The following is a 14,384-nucleotide window of genomic DNA, read 5'->3' on the forward strand; positions in this document are numbered from 1 at the left end:
CCCCGCACCACGCTAACGCGGTGGAGGCAACGCGCACGAGGTCAGGAGACGGGCGCCCCCGCCCGATCGATCTCGGCCAGGACTCGGCGGCTTCGACGCACGCCGATCACCGTCGCGACCGTGACGAACACCACGACGACGGCGATGAACACCAGGAACGCCCAACCCCAACCGAACGTCGTGGCCGAGGCGCCGCCGAGTCCCAACAGGCTCAACCCGGTGCCGATCAGGGTCGGGGCCGAGGTCCGGGTGGAGCGTCGCTGCCACGCGAGCATCGCCCGCACCAGCGGCACGGCATCGGGCGCCACTGGTGCCCTCCCGCTGACCTGTCGGGTCACGGACTTGCGGTCCTCCGGGGCGAGCGCGCCGAGCGGCTGTTGCGGCGTCTCGACGAGGTAGGGCAGCAGCCTGCGGTGGCGTCGAGCACGGACCCATGCGGTCACGTTCACGACCGCTCCGGCCAGGGCGAACAGGAACCAGATCACCGAGTCGGTGCGGAGCACGGAGGGAACGCTGATGAACGCCCACAGGATCGACAGGCCGGCGAACCCCGCCTGCTGCGACATGACGACCACCGTCGGCCCGTGCTCGACCAGGTACTCGGCACGACGCGTCGCCTCGGCGAGGTCGCTCGGGTTCACCACCCGGGGACCTCGACGCGCACCGAACTGATCCGACCGGCGCGCGTCGTCGCCGTCACGGCCGGGTCGTAGCTGTCGGCGGTCGCCAGGTAGAGGGTGCGGCCGTCCTCGCCACCGAGCGCACAGTCGATCGCGCAGTCCCCGGGTGCGTCGATGCGGTCCGTCACCTCGCCGCCCTCGACGACCCGCAGGAACTCGCCCGTGTCGACCGAGCAGACCCAGATCGCGCCGTCACGGTCGACGGTGCTGCCGTCCGGGGTCACGCCGCCGGGCAGGGCTGCCCACTCGCGCCGCCCGGTCAGCGAACCGTCGTCCTCGATGTCGAACGCGGTGAGCCGGCCGCCCCACGTCTCGCTGACCACCAGGGTCCGGGTGCCGGGCAGGATGTTGGCGCTGTTCGGGAACACCAGGCCCTCGGCGGCGAGGCGGACCGAACCGTCGGGGTCGATCACGTAGAGCGGGCCGGGGCGCAGTTCCTCGCCCGCGTACAGGTCGTACCCGAAGGCACCGATGTAGGTCCGGCCGGTCTGGGCGTCGACGACCAGGTCGTTCACGAGCGACGACTCGATCGTGGACAGGTCGGCGAACACCGAGGTGCTGCCGTCCGGGTCGACGGCGACGACCGTGCGGGACTCCATCGAGCTGACGATCAACCGCCCGTCGGCGAGCCACCCGAGCCCCGACGACTGCCCGTCGACGGTGGCCTCGAGCCGGGGGCCGTCGGTCGAGGACGGGTCGACCGAGAACACCTCGCCGGTGTGCATGTCCGAGTACCAGAGCCGTCCGTCGTGCCAGCGGTTCCCCTCCGGGAAACGGATGCCGGAGATGACGATGTCGGTCGCGGAGTCCAGGGTGATGTGCACGGATCCAGCCTGCCAGCGGGACCGGGAAGCTGCCCGGACGGATGCCGTGACGGCGGCCTAGGGTCGTCCCATGCCGGGTCGTCACCTCATCCACCACCTGGGCATCTTCGCCAGCGACTTCGCCGCGAGCGACGCGTTCTACACCGCCGCCCTCGCGCCCCTCGGCATCGGAGCGGGCTACCGCACGGACGCCGTCGCCGAGTTCTGGCAGCACGGGGACGACACCCCCAGTGTCTCGCTCGAGACCGCCCGGACCCCCGAGGCGACGACGCGCGGACTCCACCTGGCGTTCGAGGCCGGGTCACGGAGCGAGGTCGACGCCTTCCACCGCGAAGCCGTCGCCGCCGGCGGGGTGTCACGGCACGAGCCGCGCTACTGGCCGGAGTACGGCGCGTACACCGCGTTCGTGTCCGACCCGGACGGCAACAACGTCGAAGCGCTGATCAAGGAGAGCGGCGACTGACCCGGCGGCTGCACGACGGTCATCGACAGCCGCAACGGACGACGCATCTGGCACGATCGACCCATGCCCCTCGACGGAACTCCCCTGCACCGGCTCGGCTTCCTGACGATCGGGTCGTTCGACCCCGCCCGACCGTCCGAGGGCCACGAGGACACCTTGCGCGTGATCGAGCGCGCCGAGACCCTGGGCTTGGACAGCGCCTGGCTGCGGCACCGGCACCTGCAGCACGGCATCTCCTCCCCCGTCGCGGTGATGGCGGCGGCCTCGCAGCGCACCTCGCGCATCGATCTCGGCACCGCCGTCACCCCGATCGGCGCGGAGAACCCGTTCCGCCTGGCGGAGGACCTCAGCACGGTGGACGTCCTGCTCGGTGGCCGCCTGAACCCCGGGTTCTCGGTCGGCACGCCGATGAACTTCGACCTGTACCGCGACGCGATCTACCCCGACACCCTGGAGCACGAGGACCTCGGCAACGACCGGCTCCTGCGCTTCCGTGACCTCGTGCGCGGCGACCCGGTGACGGCGACCGAGACCGTCGAACGCCGCGGCATCGAGGAGTTCGCGAGCACCGTCCAGCCGCACAGCGCCGGCCTGGCCGAACGGATCTGGTACGGCACCGGCAGCACGAAGTCGGCCGTGTGGGCGGGCGAGAACGGCTTCCACCTGCTCACCTCGAGCGTCACCCGCAGCGAGGTCGGCACGGACTTCGCCACGAACCAGCGCGCCCAGATCGACGCCTACCTCGACGTCCACCCCGACCCCGCTGCCGCCCGCATCTCGCAGGGCCTGGTCGTCATCCCCACCGACACCGCGACCGCCGAGCAAGCGGCCCGCTACCGCGCCTACGTCGACAGCCGCTCGGGTCGCGTCGGCGTCCCGCAGGGCCCCGCCGGGATGCTCTTCGCCGCCGACCTGGTCGGCACGTCGGCCGAGATCGCGGACCGGCTCCGTGCCGACGTCGGCTACCAGGCGGTCACCGAGGTCGCCTTCGCGCTCCCGTTCTCGTTCGAGCCCGACGACTACGCGCAGATCATCACCGACATCGCTGAGCGTCTCGGTCCGGAACTCGGTTGGGCGCCAGGATCCGACGGGTGGGACCCGCAGCACGGATGACGAGTCGGCCGATTGCACCGGTGGTGGTCAAGGCACCCGATGTCGGGCAAGATCGACGGGAGGGTCATCAGCACCCGACGACTCTGGGGGGTCACATGCACGACCAGCGTCCCGAAGAACCGGTCCGACAGCACTCGACCGACTTCCTCCCCGGGGTCAGCGGCAACCCGGTCGCCCCGTTCCAGCGAGACCATCAACCGGGTAGCGCGCCGATCCGGAACGACTGGATCTTCTTCGTTCCCATCGGCGGTGTCGTCGTCCTCGGGGTCGTCGCGTACGTCATCTGGGGCTCGTGATGCGGCTCCGGGTGGGGTTCGCAGAGTCAGAGCCCGGCAGCACGCCGACGATCGAACACGATGAACGGCTCGTCCGGACCTTCCGGCACACCGCGAGCCGACTGTTGTTCTGGGGGTGTGTGCTGTGTGCGCTCGGCGGCGCCTCGATCGGCTGGTCGGTAGTCGGTCCGATCCGATTTACGGGGCTGGCTCTGGCGGGCTTCTTCGTCCTCGTGGGCTCGGGCTTCCTCGTCTTGCGGAGCCGCGTGATCCGGCGGGCTCGGCCTGCCGTGGCAGCCGCGCAGGGGCGCATCGACCGTTTCCGATCGTGGCAACGCTCGCAGCCAGGGTGGGTCCCCCTCGACGGCTTGCGCCGGTCTGGTCGCTGAAGGCTTCGTCGACGCCGTCACCCGGTCGAGCGAACCGGTCAGTCCTGCTGGTCCGCCTCCACCGCGTCCCGCAGCCGGTCGAGCACGTCCGGAACCGCTGAGCGCACCCGGCTCCAGCTCGGGATGAACGGCTTGTCGTTCGGCCGCGCCGTGAAGGCGCCGCCGGCGTCGAGGATCGCCTTGGTGAAGAGCTCCACGGCGGCTTCCTCGGCGTGCTGGTCGAACGCGAGCCCGCTCATCTCGGCTTCGTGCCGGTAGACCTCGACGATGTCGAGCGCGTTCCGGTAGTACGTCGCCTTGAGCACCCGGAACGAGTCGGACGTGAGCGGGACGCCCATCGTCGCGAGCTTCCGGAGCAGCGACTGGACGATGTCGTTGCCCATCCGGGCGAGGCCGCCGGTGCCGTCGGCCTCGGCGAGGGGCTGGTGCTTGTGGTCGTACGCGTCGGCGATCTCCACCTGGCACACCTGCCGGGTCGCGTAGTCGCGGTAGACCTCGGAGAGCATGCCGATCTCGAGTCCCCAGTCGCCGGGGATCTTCAGCCCGTTCAGCACGTGGGCGCGCATCGCGAACTCGCCGGACAGCGGGTACCGGAAGCTGCTGAGGTACTCCAGGTACTCGGACTCCCCGTAGACCTGGCGGAGCGAGCGGAGCAGCGGCCCGACGAGCAGCCGGGCGGCGCGACCGTTGATCCGGCCGTCGGCGACGCGGGCGTAGTAGCCCTTCGAGAACTCGTAGTCGAACGCGGGGTTCGCGACCGGGTAGAACAGCCGCGCGAGCATGCCCCGCTCGTAGGTGGTGATGTCGCAGTCGTGCAGGGCTATGCAGTCCGCCCGCTCCGATGCCAGCGCGTACCCGGTGCAGTACCAGACGTTCCGGCCCTTGCCGGGCTCCCCCGGTGCCAGACCCGCGCGCTCCAGTTCGGCGTCGAGCTCGCGCAGTCGCGGCCCGTCGTTCCACAGGATCCGGTGCCGCTGCGGCAGCCGCGAGAAGAACTCGCGGGCGTGCTCGAACTGGGAGCGGTCGGCGCGGTCGAGCCCGATCACGATCTCGCTGAGCCAGTCGGCCTCGGCCAGCTCGTCGACGATCCGCGACAGGGCCGGACGCTCGAGCTCGGAGTACAGCGCCGGCAGGATCAGGCTCATCGGACGCTTCTCGGCGAAGCCCCGCAGGTCCTCCTCGAGGCTCGCGGTGCTGCGGCGACCGAGGTCGTGGAACGTCGTGATGACGCCGTTCTGGTGGAAGTCGCTCATCGGTGGCTCCTGACGGACGGGGTGGTGAACCGGGTGAGGCCCTCGGTCCAGCCCTGCGGGCCGGGGACGGTCGTGCGGTGGACGCGCTCGGGGCGGTCGTCGGCGAGCGGTCCGGGTGCCGGGCCGTGCCCGCGGACCACGACGGCGAAGTCGACGGCGTCGAGCAGCGCCGTGTCGTTCGGGCCGTCACCGAGTCCGATCGTGCGCGGGACCCTGCCCGTCCGACGCTCGTGGTCGGCGATCAGCGTCCGGACCGCCGCGCCCTTGTCGCGGCCCGCCGGCAGCACGTGCCAGAACCGACCGCCGCGCACCAGGTCGAGGCCGACCGCGGCGAGCGCCGCGCGGAACGCGTCCGACCGGTCGTCGTCCTCGGCGTGCCAGAGCAGCACCTCGGACGCCTCGCGCTGCTGCGCTCGTCCGGCCGCTTCGAGGTCGAGGCCGGTCCACGCGGCGACGACCGCGTCGGTCACGCCGCCGAAGGTCTCGAACCGCAGCTGCAGTGACTGGCGGACGCGGTCGAGTTCCGCGTGCAGCCGCTCGAGCTCACCGTCGACCGGTCCGACCAGCACGTCGCCCACCGGTCCGACGACAACCGCGCCGTTCTCCGCCACGAACGCGTGTCCGTCGAGCCCGGTGCGTGCCTGCAGCGCCGTGATCTCGGCACGCGTCTTGCTGCTGCAGAACACCACGGGGACGTCGTCCGCCCGCAGCTGTTCCAGCATCGGCAGGGCCGCGTCGAACGAGTAGTCGTGGTGGTCGAGGAACGTCCCGTCGAGGTCCGTGACGATCATCAGGTCGGGTGTTGGCATCGTGCTCCGCTGGCGGCTGGCTGGGCTGCGGGCGACGATGCCCCGGACCACCCTGCCACGCGCATGCGTCGGTTGGGTGAACAAGCCGGCGTCGGTCGCGCGACGCGACCAGCGGACGGACAGGAGGCACGGCGCCAGCTGGCACCGTGCCTCCAGTCCGTCACGGCGTGGGGACCACCGCGCCGTCACCAGGGCAGGGTGCCCTCGCGATCCGTGACGGTGCCGGTCGGAGCGCCGGCCCCGGTCGCGACACGCCCGGCGACGACCGATCTGTGAGGATGTCCCCTCCGTGCACACTGCGGAGTGAAGGGGGTGGACATGAACCGATCAGCCGAGCCGGACAGCGCGCTCGTGGCGGCAGCAGCGCGCGGCGACCGCAGTGCGGTCACCGCGTTGTTCGACCGTCACGCCGAGACCATGACCCGGTACACGTGGGCACTGGTCACGCGGCGCATGGACGTCGAGGAGATCGTGCAGGACGCGTTCCTGACCCTCTGGCAGAAGGCCGACACCGTGGAGGTCCCCGGGGAGTCGCTCCTGCCGTGGCTGCTCGTCGTGTGCCGGAACCACGCCGCGAACCTGCGGCGACAGCAGCGACGACACGAGGGTGTCGACCTGCCCGACGAGCTCGCGGCGCCCGAGCCGGACGACGACGCCCGCGAGCGACTGCGGTGGGTCCGCGCCGAGATCGACGCGCTCGCACCACTCGATCGCCAGGTGTGCGAGCTCTGCCTCATCGAGGGCCGCTCCTACGCCGAGGCCGCCGACCTGCTCGGCATGAGCGTCGGCGCCGTCACCCAGCGCGTGTGGCGGTCCCGTGCACGGATCAAGAAGGCGGTGACGAACGATGAACGATGAACGACGAACCGACCCCGGGTCCCCGATGAGCAACGAGCCGCCCGGTGGCGACGAGATGCAGCGGATGCTCGCCGGCATGCGGCAGCAGGTCGTCCGGGGCATGCACGACAAGCCACGCCCGGCCTCAGCACGCCGTCGCGTCGGCCTCATCGTGGCGTTGATCGGCGTGCTCGGCCTCGGCACCGCGAGCGGTTCGGTGGCGCTCGGACTCGTTCCGACGCCCTTCGCCGCAGCACCCGCACCCGTGCCGTCCTCTGCACCGCCGACACCGACACCGACCGGGTCACCGTCACCGTCCGCGGCCCGCATCACGCCGACCCCGGCGCCGGCCGACACCACGGCGACGATCCCCGGGGCGTGCACCGACGCCGTGCCGGCCGCCGATGCTCCGCGCTTGTTCGGTTCGCTGGAGATCACCCAGTTCCGACCCCAGGTACCGGGCGGCAGGACCGACTACTACATCGACCCCGAGACCCCGTTCAAGGAGGACGCGGAGCTGGTCTGTTCCTGGACACCGGGCGGTACCTCCGAGGGCGACGAGGGGCTGTTCCTCGAGATGGGCACGGCAGATCGTGACGTCCTGCAGGCTCGCCTCCGCGTCGTCGCCGACAAGGACTGGACCTGCACCGACACGCTCGGTGGACGTTCGTGCCAGCACACCGAGACGTCGATGTACTACTCGGATCAGGTGGAGACGACGCACACGTTCTTCGTGCGCGGCGACACCTGGATCTCGATCACGCAGTCGAACGTCCCGACCGACGGCCTCCTGAAAGCGCTCGTCCAGCAGACCTGGACGGACTGACCGGCGGACTGGAGGCGCGGCGCCAGCTGGCACCGCGCCTCCAGTCCGTCGTCACGCACGCTCAGAGCCAGTGCCGCCGCTTGAACACCGCCCACAGCACGACCGCCAACAGGACCATCGCGACGATCGCCGCCGGGTACCCCCACACCCACCGCAGCTCGGGCATGTGCTCGAAGTTCATGCCGTAGATCGACGCGACCAACGTGGGAGCGAACAGGATCGCCGCCCACGACGAGATCTTCTTCACCTCTTCGCCCTGCTCCATCGACGCCCGCGCCAGCCGCCGGCTCTCCTCCCCCTGTGCCAGGCTCGCGCTGGTCATCCGGCGCATCGCGTCGTTCTGCTCCTGCGTCACCAGGGTCGAGTGCAGGGTGAGGGCGTTCTCGAGCAGCGTCCGGAACGTGTCCACGCGCTCGGTGACGCGGATCGCGTGGTCCAGCACGTTCCGCAGCTGGTTCTGCACCTCGGTGTCCGTGCCGTACTTCTCGGCGCCGCGCAGCAACGCGTTGAGCATCCCGGGCAGCGGGCCGATGGCGCGCTGGAACCCGATGACCTCGCTGAGCAGCTGGTAGATCCGCCGCGAGGACGCCGGGTCGACGTCCCCGTCGAACAGGTCGTCCTCGATGTCGTCGATGTCGTCCTGCAGCCCGGCGACGACCGGGGCGTAGCTGTCGATGACCTCGTCGAGGACCGCGCAGAGCACCGCCTCGGACCCGCGCCCGAGGGCGTCCGGATCGGCTTCGAGTCGCTTCCGCACGTCGGCGAGGTTCGGCTGCTCCGCATGCCGGACGGTCACGACGAAGTCGCGCCCGGTGAACAGGTGTACCTCACCGAACTCGACGGTCTCCTCGTCCTCGTCGTACCAGGCGGGTCGCAGCACCACGAACAGGGTGTCGCCGTAGCGCTCGAGCTTCGCCCGCTGGTGCCCCTTGTGCGCGTCCTCGACCGCGAGCGGGTGCAGCCCGAACTCGTCCGCGACCGAGGCCAGTTCGGCGGCCGTCGGTCGGAACAGCCCGATCCAGGCCATCGCGCCGCTTCCGGCAGCGTCGAGCGCCTCGTCGGTCAGGCTGAGGTCCTGCGGCGACTCCGTTCGGGTTCCGTTGACGTAGATGCCGTTGTCGATGAGGGCCACCGGTGTCCTCCTGGTTCCGTGGTGCATGCGGGCAACCTGCCGATCATGCCGGACCGCCGACGGCGCGAGCCCTTCCCTGACGGAGCCCTCACGCTGCGCGCCGGATTCCTGTCGGAGTCCTGACACGCCCTGGGCACGACCCCAGGACGGACTGGAGGCACGGTGCCAGCTGGCACCGTGCCTCCAGTCCGGCAGCCGTCGCGTTCAGGACCGCCGGCAGTCCGATCCGCTCGTTGCGTTCAGGGCACGTCCTCGCCGAAGGCGAGCAGCGTCCACGGCTCCAGGTCGTGCATCCCGACGCTGGTCTCCCACTCGGTACGATCCGGCCGGAACTCACGCTTGACGTAGTCGACGAGATCATCGCCGTAGATGACCACGTCCGTCTGGTGCACCGAGAAGACCGGCGCCCCGCTGCCGAGCGGCGCGGCAGGCAGGTAGCGGTGCGAGTACAACGGCACCAGCTGCGGCCACTGCCGAAGGTGCCGCTCAGCCACCTCGAGACGCTGCGACTCGTCGCCGGGTCGCTCGCCCCACGACCCGGGCCAGAAGGCGTCGTGACGGACGTCGAACAGGGCGCCCTCGACCGGCCACCGGATCGCTCGCCGCAGTCGTTCGTCGTTCCGCGCGCGCCAGTCGAACCAGCCGTCCCCGCTCGGCAGCGCGAGGGAGAGCAGGGCTCGGTGGTCCGCGCCGAACCGGACGCCGTACCGACGCTCAGCCCGCGCCAGTTCCCGTTCCGTCAAGCCGGGTTCGAGAGCAACACCGAACGTCCGGAGGAGTTCGACGGTCAGGGCTGCGGACACCCTCGCAGCCTAGGCCGACGGACACGAGCCCCACGAGCACGTGGCAGACGGGACGGCGTGGATCTGACGGAACCCTCGGCACGACAGCGAAGATGGCGAGGTGAATCGCACCGACCGGCTCTACGGCCTCGTGGAGGAGTTGCGCGCCGTCGCCCCGCAGCCGCGGAGCGCGCGTCGTCTCGCGGAGCGGTTCGAGGTGTCGGTCCGGACCATCGAACGGGACATCTCCGCGCTGCAGCAGGCGGGTCTGCCCATCTGGGCGGAGCCCGGCCGGACCGGCGGGTACGTCATCGACGCGTCCGCGACGCTCGGCCCGGCGGGTTTCACGCCGGACGAGGCCCTCGCGGTGCTGATCGGGCTCGGCTCGCTGGGGCGGAGTCCGTTCCGGCACGCGGCGCAGACCGCGGCCAGGAAGACGCTCGCGGTCATGCCCGCCGGGGATGCCGCACGAGCCAGCGCACTGGCGTCCCGGGTGCACTTCCTGGAGGACGACGAGGACACGGTCGCCCCGGCCGAGTTCGCGGCGGCCCTGCGCGCGGATCGGGTGGTGCGACTCCGGTACCGGGACGCTGGCGGAGCGGAGTCCGTCCGCGACGTCGAACCGCTGGGGTCGATCGGGAAGGACGGTCAGTGGTACCTGATCGCCTGGTGCCGGACCCGCGACGGGGTGCGGGCGTTCCGGGGCGACCGGATGCTGTCGGTCGAGGTCACCGACAAGCGGCCGGCGCAGCGCGTCCTGCGATCCGAGGACCTCGCGATCCAGTACGGACGACTCCGGCCGGTCCTCGACGACTAGCGCGGTCGGTTTCCGGAAACGCGGTCGGTTTCCGGAAACGCGGTCGGTTTCCGGAAACACCGACAGGACGGTGTCGCGGCGGCCGGTGAAGCTGGTCGCTCCGAGTCAGCAGCACCACCGTGAGGAACCCCATGTCGTTCGCATCCGTCCGCATCATCACCGACGACCTCGAGGGCATGGTCGCCTTCTACGAGCGGATCACCGGCCAGCCGGCCGAGCGCCCCGCACCGGTCTTCGCGCAGTTCAGCGGCCCGGGTGCGACCCTCGCGATCGCCAGCACCGCCACGGTCGCCATGCTCAGCGGCGCGCTGACGCCGGCCACGAACCGTTCCGTGCTCATCGAGTTCGAGGTCGCCGACGTCGACGGCGACTTCGCCGGACTGCAGCTCGGCAGCGACGACGTCGTCCTGGAGCCGACCACGATGCCGTGGGGCAACCGTTCCGCACTGGTCCGCGACCCGGACGGCAACGTCGTCAACCTGTTCAGCAGGCCCGCCGCCAGCTAGTCGGCGTGCTCAGGCGGCGGCGGCGTTCGCCGACGAGCGGCACTCCTCCGGCGGCCGCCCCGCGACGGACTCCGCCGCGATGTCGCGGAGCCGCGCGAGGCGGTCGTGGGTGGCGCCGAGGGCCTCGATCTGGCGTCGGATGCGATCGCTCTCCTCGTCGAAGTGGTCGAGCATCGTCCGCGTCGCGACCCCGGTGTCGAGGAAGGGCAGGATCTCGACGATCCGACGACTCGGCATGCCCGCCGCGTAGAGCATCTGCATGAAGCGCACCCGCGCGACGTCGGGCTCGCGGTACTCCCGGTGTCCGCCCGCGGTCCGCTCCGACTCGAGGAGCCCCTGCTCCTCGTAGTACCGCAGTGACCGGACGCTGACGCCGGCCCGTTCTGCGAGTTCACCGATCCGCATCGTTCTGTCCCTCGGGCTTGATCCTCACGTTGACGTCAGGTTCTACCGTAGCGGGCATGAACCTCTCTGGAGCCACCGCCCTCGTCACCGGCACGAACCGCGGTATCGGACGCCACCTCGCCGCACAGCTGATCGCCCGCGGGGCGAAGGTCTACGCCACCGCCCGACGCCCCGAACTGATCGACCTCGAGGGCGTCGAGCGCCTCGCCCTCGACATCACCTCCCCCGCGTCCGTCGCAGCGGCCGCTGCGGTCGCGACCGACGTCGATCTCCTGATCAACAACGCCGGGATCGCGACCACGGCGACCCTGCTGGGCGACCTGGACGCAGCGCACGCCGACATGGACACGAACGTCTGGGGCACCCTGTCCGTGATCCGCGCGTTCGCACCCGTCCTGGCGGCGAACGGCGGTGGGAGCATCGTGAACATCGCCTCGGGTGCCTCCTGGCTCGCCATGCCCGGAGCCTCCGCCTACGCGGTGTCGAAGGCCGCCCTGTGGAACATGGGCAACGCGTTGCGCCACGAGCTGGCCAGCCAAGGGACCGCGGTGATGTCCGTGCACCTCGGAGTGGCCGACACCGACATGACCGCGGGGATCTCGATGGCCAAGACCGACCCGGCGGACGTGGCGCGCGCCACCCTGGACGGGGTCGAACGTGACGACTACGAGGTCGTGGTGGACGAGCAGGCCGCGTTGATCAAGCAGATGCTCGCCGGGGACCCGAAGGAGCTGTACGCGGTGGTGGCGCAGATGCTCGCGTCGTAGGAGTCGGCTTCACGCAGCCTTCGGCACGGCCGCCAACGTGCGGCCGTGCCGGGCCGCCTGCTGCGGACGCGCTCGGTGTCGCCGACGTGCGCTCGGACCCGGGCTTCGCGGCTGCGGCGACGGCGACGCCCGAGATCGATGACGACAACCCTGACACCCGGCCTCCGGTCGGCTCCTGAGATGAAGGGAGAGCACTGGCACCCGAGTTCAGGAGGCGAGGGGCTCCAGCTCCCGCGCCTGGTCCGCTGACGGGTGCTCCTCGACGTACCGGCGCTCAGGTTGCGTCGACACCCTGCCCACGCTCCACCCGATCATGGTCGCAAGAGAGCGCATCGAACCGAACCACGCGGCTCCCCGCAATCGACGGCCGCTACCTGCGGAGCCGGTCCGCGGCGTCCGTCGCGGCACCGACCATGCGGCGGATGAACGCGGCGTGGTGCTCGAGCTCCGCTGCAGGCACCTGTTGCAGGGCGGCAGCAATCTCGGCGGTCGACCTCTCCGTGAACGCCCGCGCACGTTCCCGTGCCGCCGGTGTCGGACGGAGCGTCACCCGGCGCCGGTCGGTGTGCTCACGGCTGCGTGCGAGCAGACCGGCCGCTTCCAAGCGGTTCAGCAGCACCGTCACGGAGCCGGAGGTCATACCGATCCGCTGCCCGAGCCGTGCGGGCGACAGCGGGTCCCCGGACGAGTCGGCCCAGAGCACCTGTCCGAGAGCGTTCGCATCTGTGGTCGGCAGGTCGAGCCAGGAGGACATCAGCTGGTTGAGCTCCGCGAACGCCACCGCCCAGGTCTGGAGCGCTTCCATCACCTCGACCTGGGGTGCATCCCACTCCGCCTCGAACACGTCGTCCATCAAATTCCTTTACTGTGTAGTATCTTTATTGTAAAGCTCACAACGGAGGAACACCATGGCAAGCCGCACCGCTGTCATCTCAGGAGCCAGTATCGCTGGCCTGTCGACCGCATACTGGCTCCGCCGGACCGGATGGGACGTGACCGTCATCGAACGCGCCGCTGCGTTCCGTGACGGCGGACAGAACGTCGATGTTCGAGGCGTCGCGCGCGACGTGCTTCGCAAGATGGGCTTGTTCGACGCCGTGAAGGCACGGAACACCACCGAGACGGGCACCGTGCTCATCGACGGGCGAGGGGCCGTCACCGCCGAACTGCCCTCCGACGGGGCCGGCGGTGCGACCGCGGAACTCGAGATCCTGCGCGGCGACCTCGCTCGAACGATCCTCGACAACCTGCCGGCCGGCGTCTCCTTCATCTACGGGGACACCGTGTCGGACGTCGCCGACGACGCTGCGGGAGTCACCGTGACTACCGCGAATGGACAGCGCCTCAGCGCGGACCTGTTCGTCATCGCCGAGGGTGTGCGGTCTCGGACCCGTGCGATGGTCTTCGCCGAGAGCGACGTCGACCAGCGCGACCTCGACGTCACCATGGTGTTCGGGACCATCCCGCGGACCGACAGCGATGACGACCGTTGGCGGTGGCACAACGCCGTTCGCGGACGCCAGGTCCACCTGCGACCCGACCCGTACGGCACCACCCGCGCGATCCTCGCCTACTCTCCCGGGGACGACCTCATCGGTCTGACTCGTGAGCAGACGCTGGCGGCGGTGCGGCGCAGGTACGACGGAGTCGGGTGGGAGGCGCCACGGGTCCTGGACGCGCTCGACACGTCCCCGGACGTCTACATCGACCAGCTCCAGCAGATCCGGATGCGGACCTGGCACCGCGGCCACGTCGTGATGGCCGGTGACGCCGGATGGTGCGTCACACCGATGGGTGGCGGCGGCGCCTCACTCGCGCTCACCGCCGGGTACGTCCTTGCCGCGGAGCTCGCCGACGTGACGCAGGACCAGGAAGCAGCGCTGACCGCGTACGAGACGTGGATGCGCCCGCTGGTCGACGATGTGCAGGACCTCCCTCGCGGACTCAAGGCACTGGCGTACCCGCAGTCCCGACTGGCGCTCGCGCTCCGCGGGCTCCTCAACAAGGTGTTGATGTCACGGCCGCTCCGACCAGTCGCCATGAAGCTCACCCAGGTCGCCGAGACTGATCGCGAGTTGCCGGTCCTCCTCGATCGTTGAGTCCTCAGCGTGACAGGGGACGCACTCACTCCGCGACGTCCGGCAAGCTGGGAGCATGGCCGACACAGCCCCAGGTACCGTCCACTTCCACCAGAAGCACCACGAAGCGATCATCCGCGGCGACAAGGTCACCACCGTGCGGTGGAACGAGTCTGTACAGGTCGGCGCGGCGACGTTCGTCTTCGACGATCACCCGACCGCCGAACCGTTGACCGGCGCGATCACCGCCGTGCACCGGTACCGGCTCGACACCCTCACGGCAGAACAGGCGCATCAGCCTCCGGGGACGGACATGCGGAGCTTCGGGGAACAGCTCCGCGAGAACTACTACCCCGAGATGCCGGACGACGCGGTCGTCGAAGTGGCAGAACTCATGACTCGGCCATCTCTGTAGGGCATCTGCTGAC

At 70.4% G+C, this 14,384-nt stretch carries 18 protein-coding genes; 10 read left to right on the forward strand and 8 right to left on the reverse strand.

Annotated elements, in window-relative coordinates; translation table 11 throughout:
* Positions 1-41: 41 nt before the first annotated feature.
* Both QRN49_RS16340 and QRN49_RS16345 read right to left on the reverse strand, forming a co-directional pair.
* Positions 42-641, reverse strand: a complete 600-nt coding sequence (locus QRN49_RS16340; RefSeq protein ID WP_284756690.1) for a hypothetical protein — start codon at positions 639-641, stop codon at positions 42-44.
* Positions 638-1,504 (reverse strand): SMP-30/gluconolactonase/LRE family protein, encoded by an 867-nt coding sequence (locus QRN49_RS16345; protein WP_284756691.1) that lies wholly within the window; start codon positions 1,502-1,504, stop codon positions 638-640. The genes QRN49_RS16340 and QRN49_RS16345 overlap by 4 nt, the downstream gene beginning before the upstream one ends.
* Before the next feature lie 70 nt (positions 1,505-1,574).
* Here QRN49_RS16345 and QRN49_RS16350 point away from each other — a divergent pair, with 70 nt between their 5' ends.
* From QRN49_RS16350 to QRN49_RS16360, 3 genes are all read left to right on the forward strand, one after another.
* Positions 1,575-1,967: a VOC family protein gene (locus tag QRN49_RS16350; protein WP_284756692.1), complete on the forward strand. Its 393-nt coding sequence runs from the start codon at positions 1,575-1,577 to the stop codon at positions 1,965-1,967.
* Positions 1,968-2,030: 63 nt separating this feature from the next.
* Entirely contained in the window at positions 2,031-3,080 is a 1,050-nt protein-coding gene (locus tag QRN49_RS16355; RefSeq protein WP_284756693.1) for an LLM class flavin-dependent oxidoreductase, read from the forward strand.
* Between the two features lie 95 nt (positions 3,081-3,175).
* Entirely contained in the window at positions 3,176-3,376 is a 201-nt protein-coding gene (locus tag QRN49_RS16360) for a hypothetical protein (RefSeq protein WP_110864786.1), read from the forward strand.
* A 406-nt stretch (positions 3,377-3,782) separates the two neighbouring features.
* Here QRN49_RS16360 and QRN49_RS16365 read toward each other — a convergent pair whose 3' ends face one another.
* Together QRN49_RS16365 and QRN49_RS16370 are read right to left on the reverse strand one after the other, a co-directional pair.
* Entirely contained in the window at positions 3,783-4,997 is a 1,215-nt protein-coding gene (locus QRN49_RS16365; protein WP_027464806.1) for a glycosyltransferase family protein, read from the reverse strand.
* On the reverse strand, positions 4,994-5,806 hold the full coding sequence (locus tag QRN49_RS16370; protein WP_284756695.1) for an HAD-IIB family hydrolase: 813 nt from the start codon (positions 5,804-5,806) through the stop codon (positions 4,994-4,996). Before QRN49_RS16370 ends, QRN49_RS16365 begins: the two co-directional genes overlap by 4 nt.
* A gap of 318 nt (positions 5,807-6,124) precedes the next feature.
* On the opposite strand from QRN49_RS16370, the gene QRN49_RS16375 reads away from it, so the two are divergent.
* Together QRN49_RS16375 and QRN49_RS16380 are read left to right on the forward strand one after the other, a co-directional pair.
* Positions 6,125-6,664 carry an RNA polymerase sigma factor gene (locus QRN49_RS16375; protein WP_083389453.1) on the forward strand — a complete coding sequence of 180 codons (540 nt, stop codon included), beginning with the start codon at positions 6,125-6,127 and terminating at the stop codon, positions 6,662-6,664.
* 25 nt (positions 6,665-6,689) lie between these two features.
* Complete coding sequence (locus QRN49_RS16380; protein ID WP_284756696.1) at positions 6,690-7,469, forward strand: hypothetical protein; 780 nt, start codon at positions 6,690-6,692, stop codon at positions 7,467-7,469.
* 61 nt (positions 7,470-7,530) lie between these two features.
* Here the strand turns inward: QRN49_RS16380 and QRN49_RS16385 are convergent, their stop codons facing one another.
* Together QRN49_RS16385 and QRN49_RS16390 are read right to left on the reverse strand one after the other, a co-directional pair.
* Positions 7,531-8,601: a magnesium and cobalt transport protein CorA gene (locus tag QRN49_RS16385; protein WP_111102966.1), complete on the reverse strand. Its 1,071-nt coding sequence runs from the start codon at positions 8,599-8,601 to the stop codon at positions 7,531-7,533.
* 239 nt (positions 8,602-8,840) lie between these two features.
* A complete protein-coding gene (locus QRN49_RS16390) occupies positions 8,841-9,404 on the reverse strand; it encodes a hypothetical protein (RefSeq protein ID WP_262132427.1) in 564 nt (187 codons plus the stop codon).
* A 100-nt stretch (positions 9,405-9,504) separates the two neighbouring features.
* Here QRN49_RS16390 and QRN49_RS16395 point away from each other — a divergent pair, with 100 nt between their 5' ends.
* Both QRN49_RS16395 and QRN49_RS16400 read left to right on the forward strand, forming a co-directional pair.
* The gene (locus QRN49_RS16395; RefSeq protein WP_284756697.1) at positions 9,505-10,200 is read left to right on the forward strand and encodes a helix-turn-helix transcriptional regulator; all 696 of its coding nucleotides are present in this window, start codon (positions 9,505-9,507) and stop codon (positions 10,198-10,200) included.
* A gap of 131 nt (positions 10,201-10,331) precedes the next feature.
* Positions 10,332-10,706 carry a VOC family protein gene (locus QRN49_RS16400; RefSeq protein WP_128781368.1) on the forward strand — a complete coding sequence of 125 codons (375 nt, stop codon included), beginning with the start codon at positions 10,332-10,334 and terminating at the stop codon, positions 10,704-10,706.
* Between the two features lie 9 nt (positions 10,707-10,715).
* On the opposite strand, the gene QRN49_RS16405 is transcribed toward QRN49_RS16400, so the two are convergent.
* Positions 10,716-11,111, reverse strand: a complete 396-nt coding sequence (locus tag QRN49_RS16405) for a MerR family transcriptional regulator (protein WP_110864779.1) — start codon at positions 11,109-11,111, stop codon at positions 10,716-10,718.
* 56 nt (positions 11,112-11,167) lie between these two features.
* Here QRN49_RS16405 and QRN49_RS16410 point away from each other — a divergent pair, with 56 nt between their 5' ends.
* Complete coding sequence (locus QRN49_RS16410; protein ID WP_214523984.1) at positions 11,168-11,878, forward strand: SDR family oxidoreductase; 711 nt, start codon at positions 11,168-11,170, stop codon at positions 11,876-11,878.
* Between the two features lie 370 nt (positions 11,879-12,248).
* On the opposite strand, the gene QRN49_RS16415 is transcribed toward QRN49_RS16410, so the two are convergent.
* On the reverse strand, positions 12,249-12,731 hold the full coding sequence (locus QRN49_RS16415) for a MarR family winged helix-turn-helix transcriptional regulator (protein WP_111030429.1): 483 nt from the start codon (positions 12,729-12,731) through the stop codon (positions 12,249-12,251).
* 55 nt (positions 12,732-12,786) lie between these two features.
* On the opposite strand from QRN49_RS16415, the gene QRN49_RS16420 reads away from it, so the two are divergent.
* Entirely contained in the window at positions 12,787-13,977 is a 1,191-nt protein-coding gene (locus QRN49_RS16420; RefSeq protein WP_284756700.1) for an FAD-dependent monooxygenase, read from the forward strand.
* A gap of 55 nt (positions 13,978-14,032) precedes the next feature.
* Positions 14,033-14,371 (forward strand): ASCH domain-containing protein, encoded by a 339-nt coding sequence (locus QRN49_RS16425; protein WP_284756701.1) that lies wholly within the window; start codon positions 14,033-14,035, stop codon positions 14,369-14,371.
* Positions 14,372-14,384 lie beyond the last annotated feature (13 nt).

This window comes from Curtobacterium sp. ME-Dv--P-122a, from assembly GCF_030209645.1.
In the GTDB taxonomy this organism is placed as follows: domain Bacteria; phylum Actinomycetota; class Actinomycetes; order Actinomycetales; family Microbacteriaceae; genus Curtobacterium; species Curtobacterium flaccumfaciens.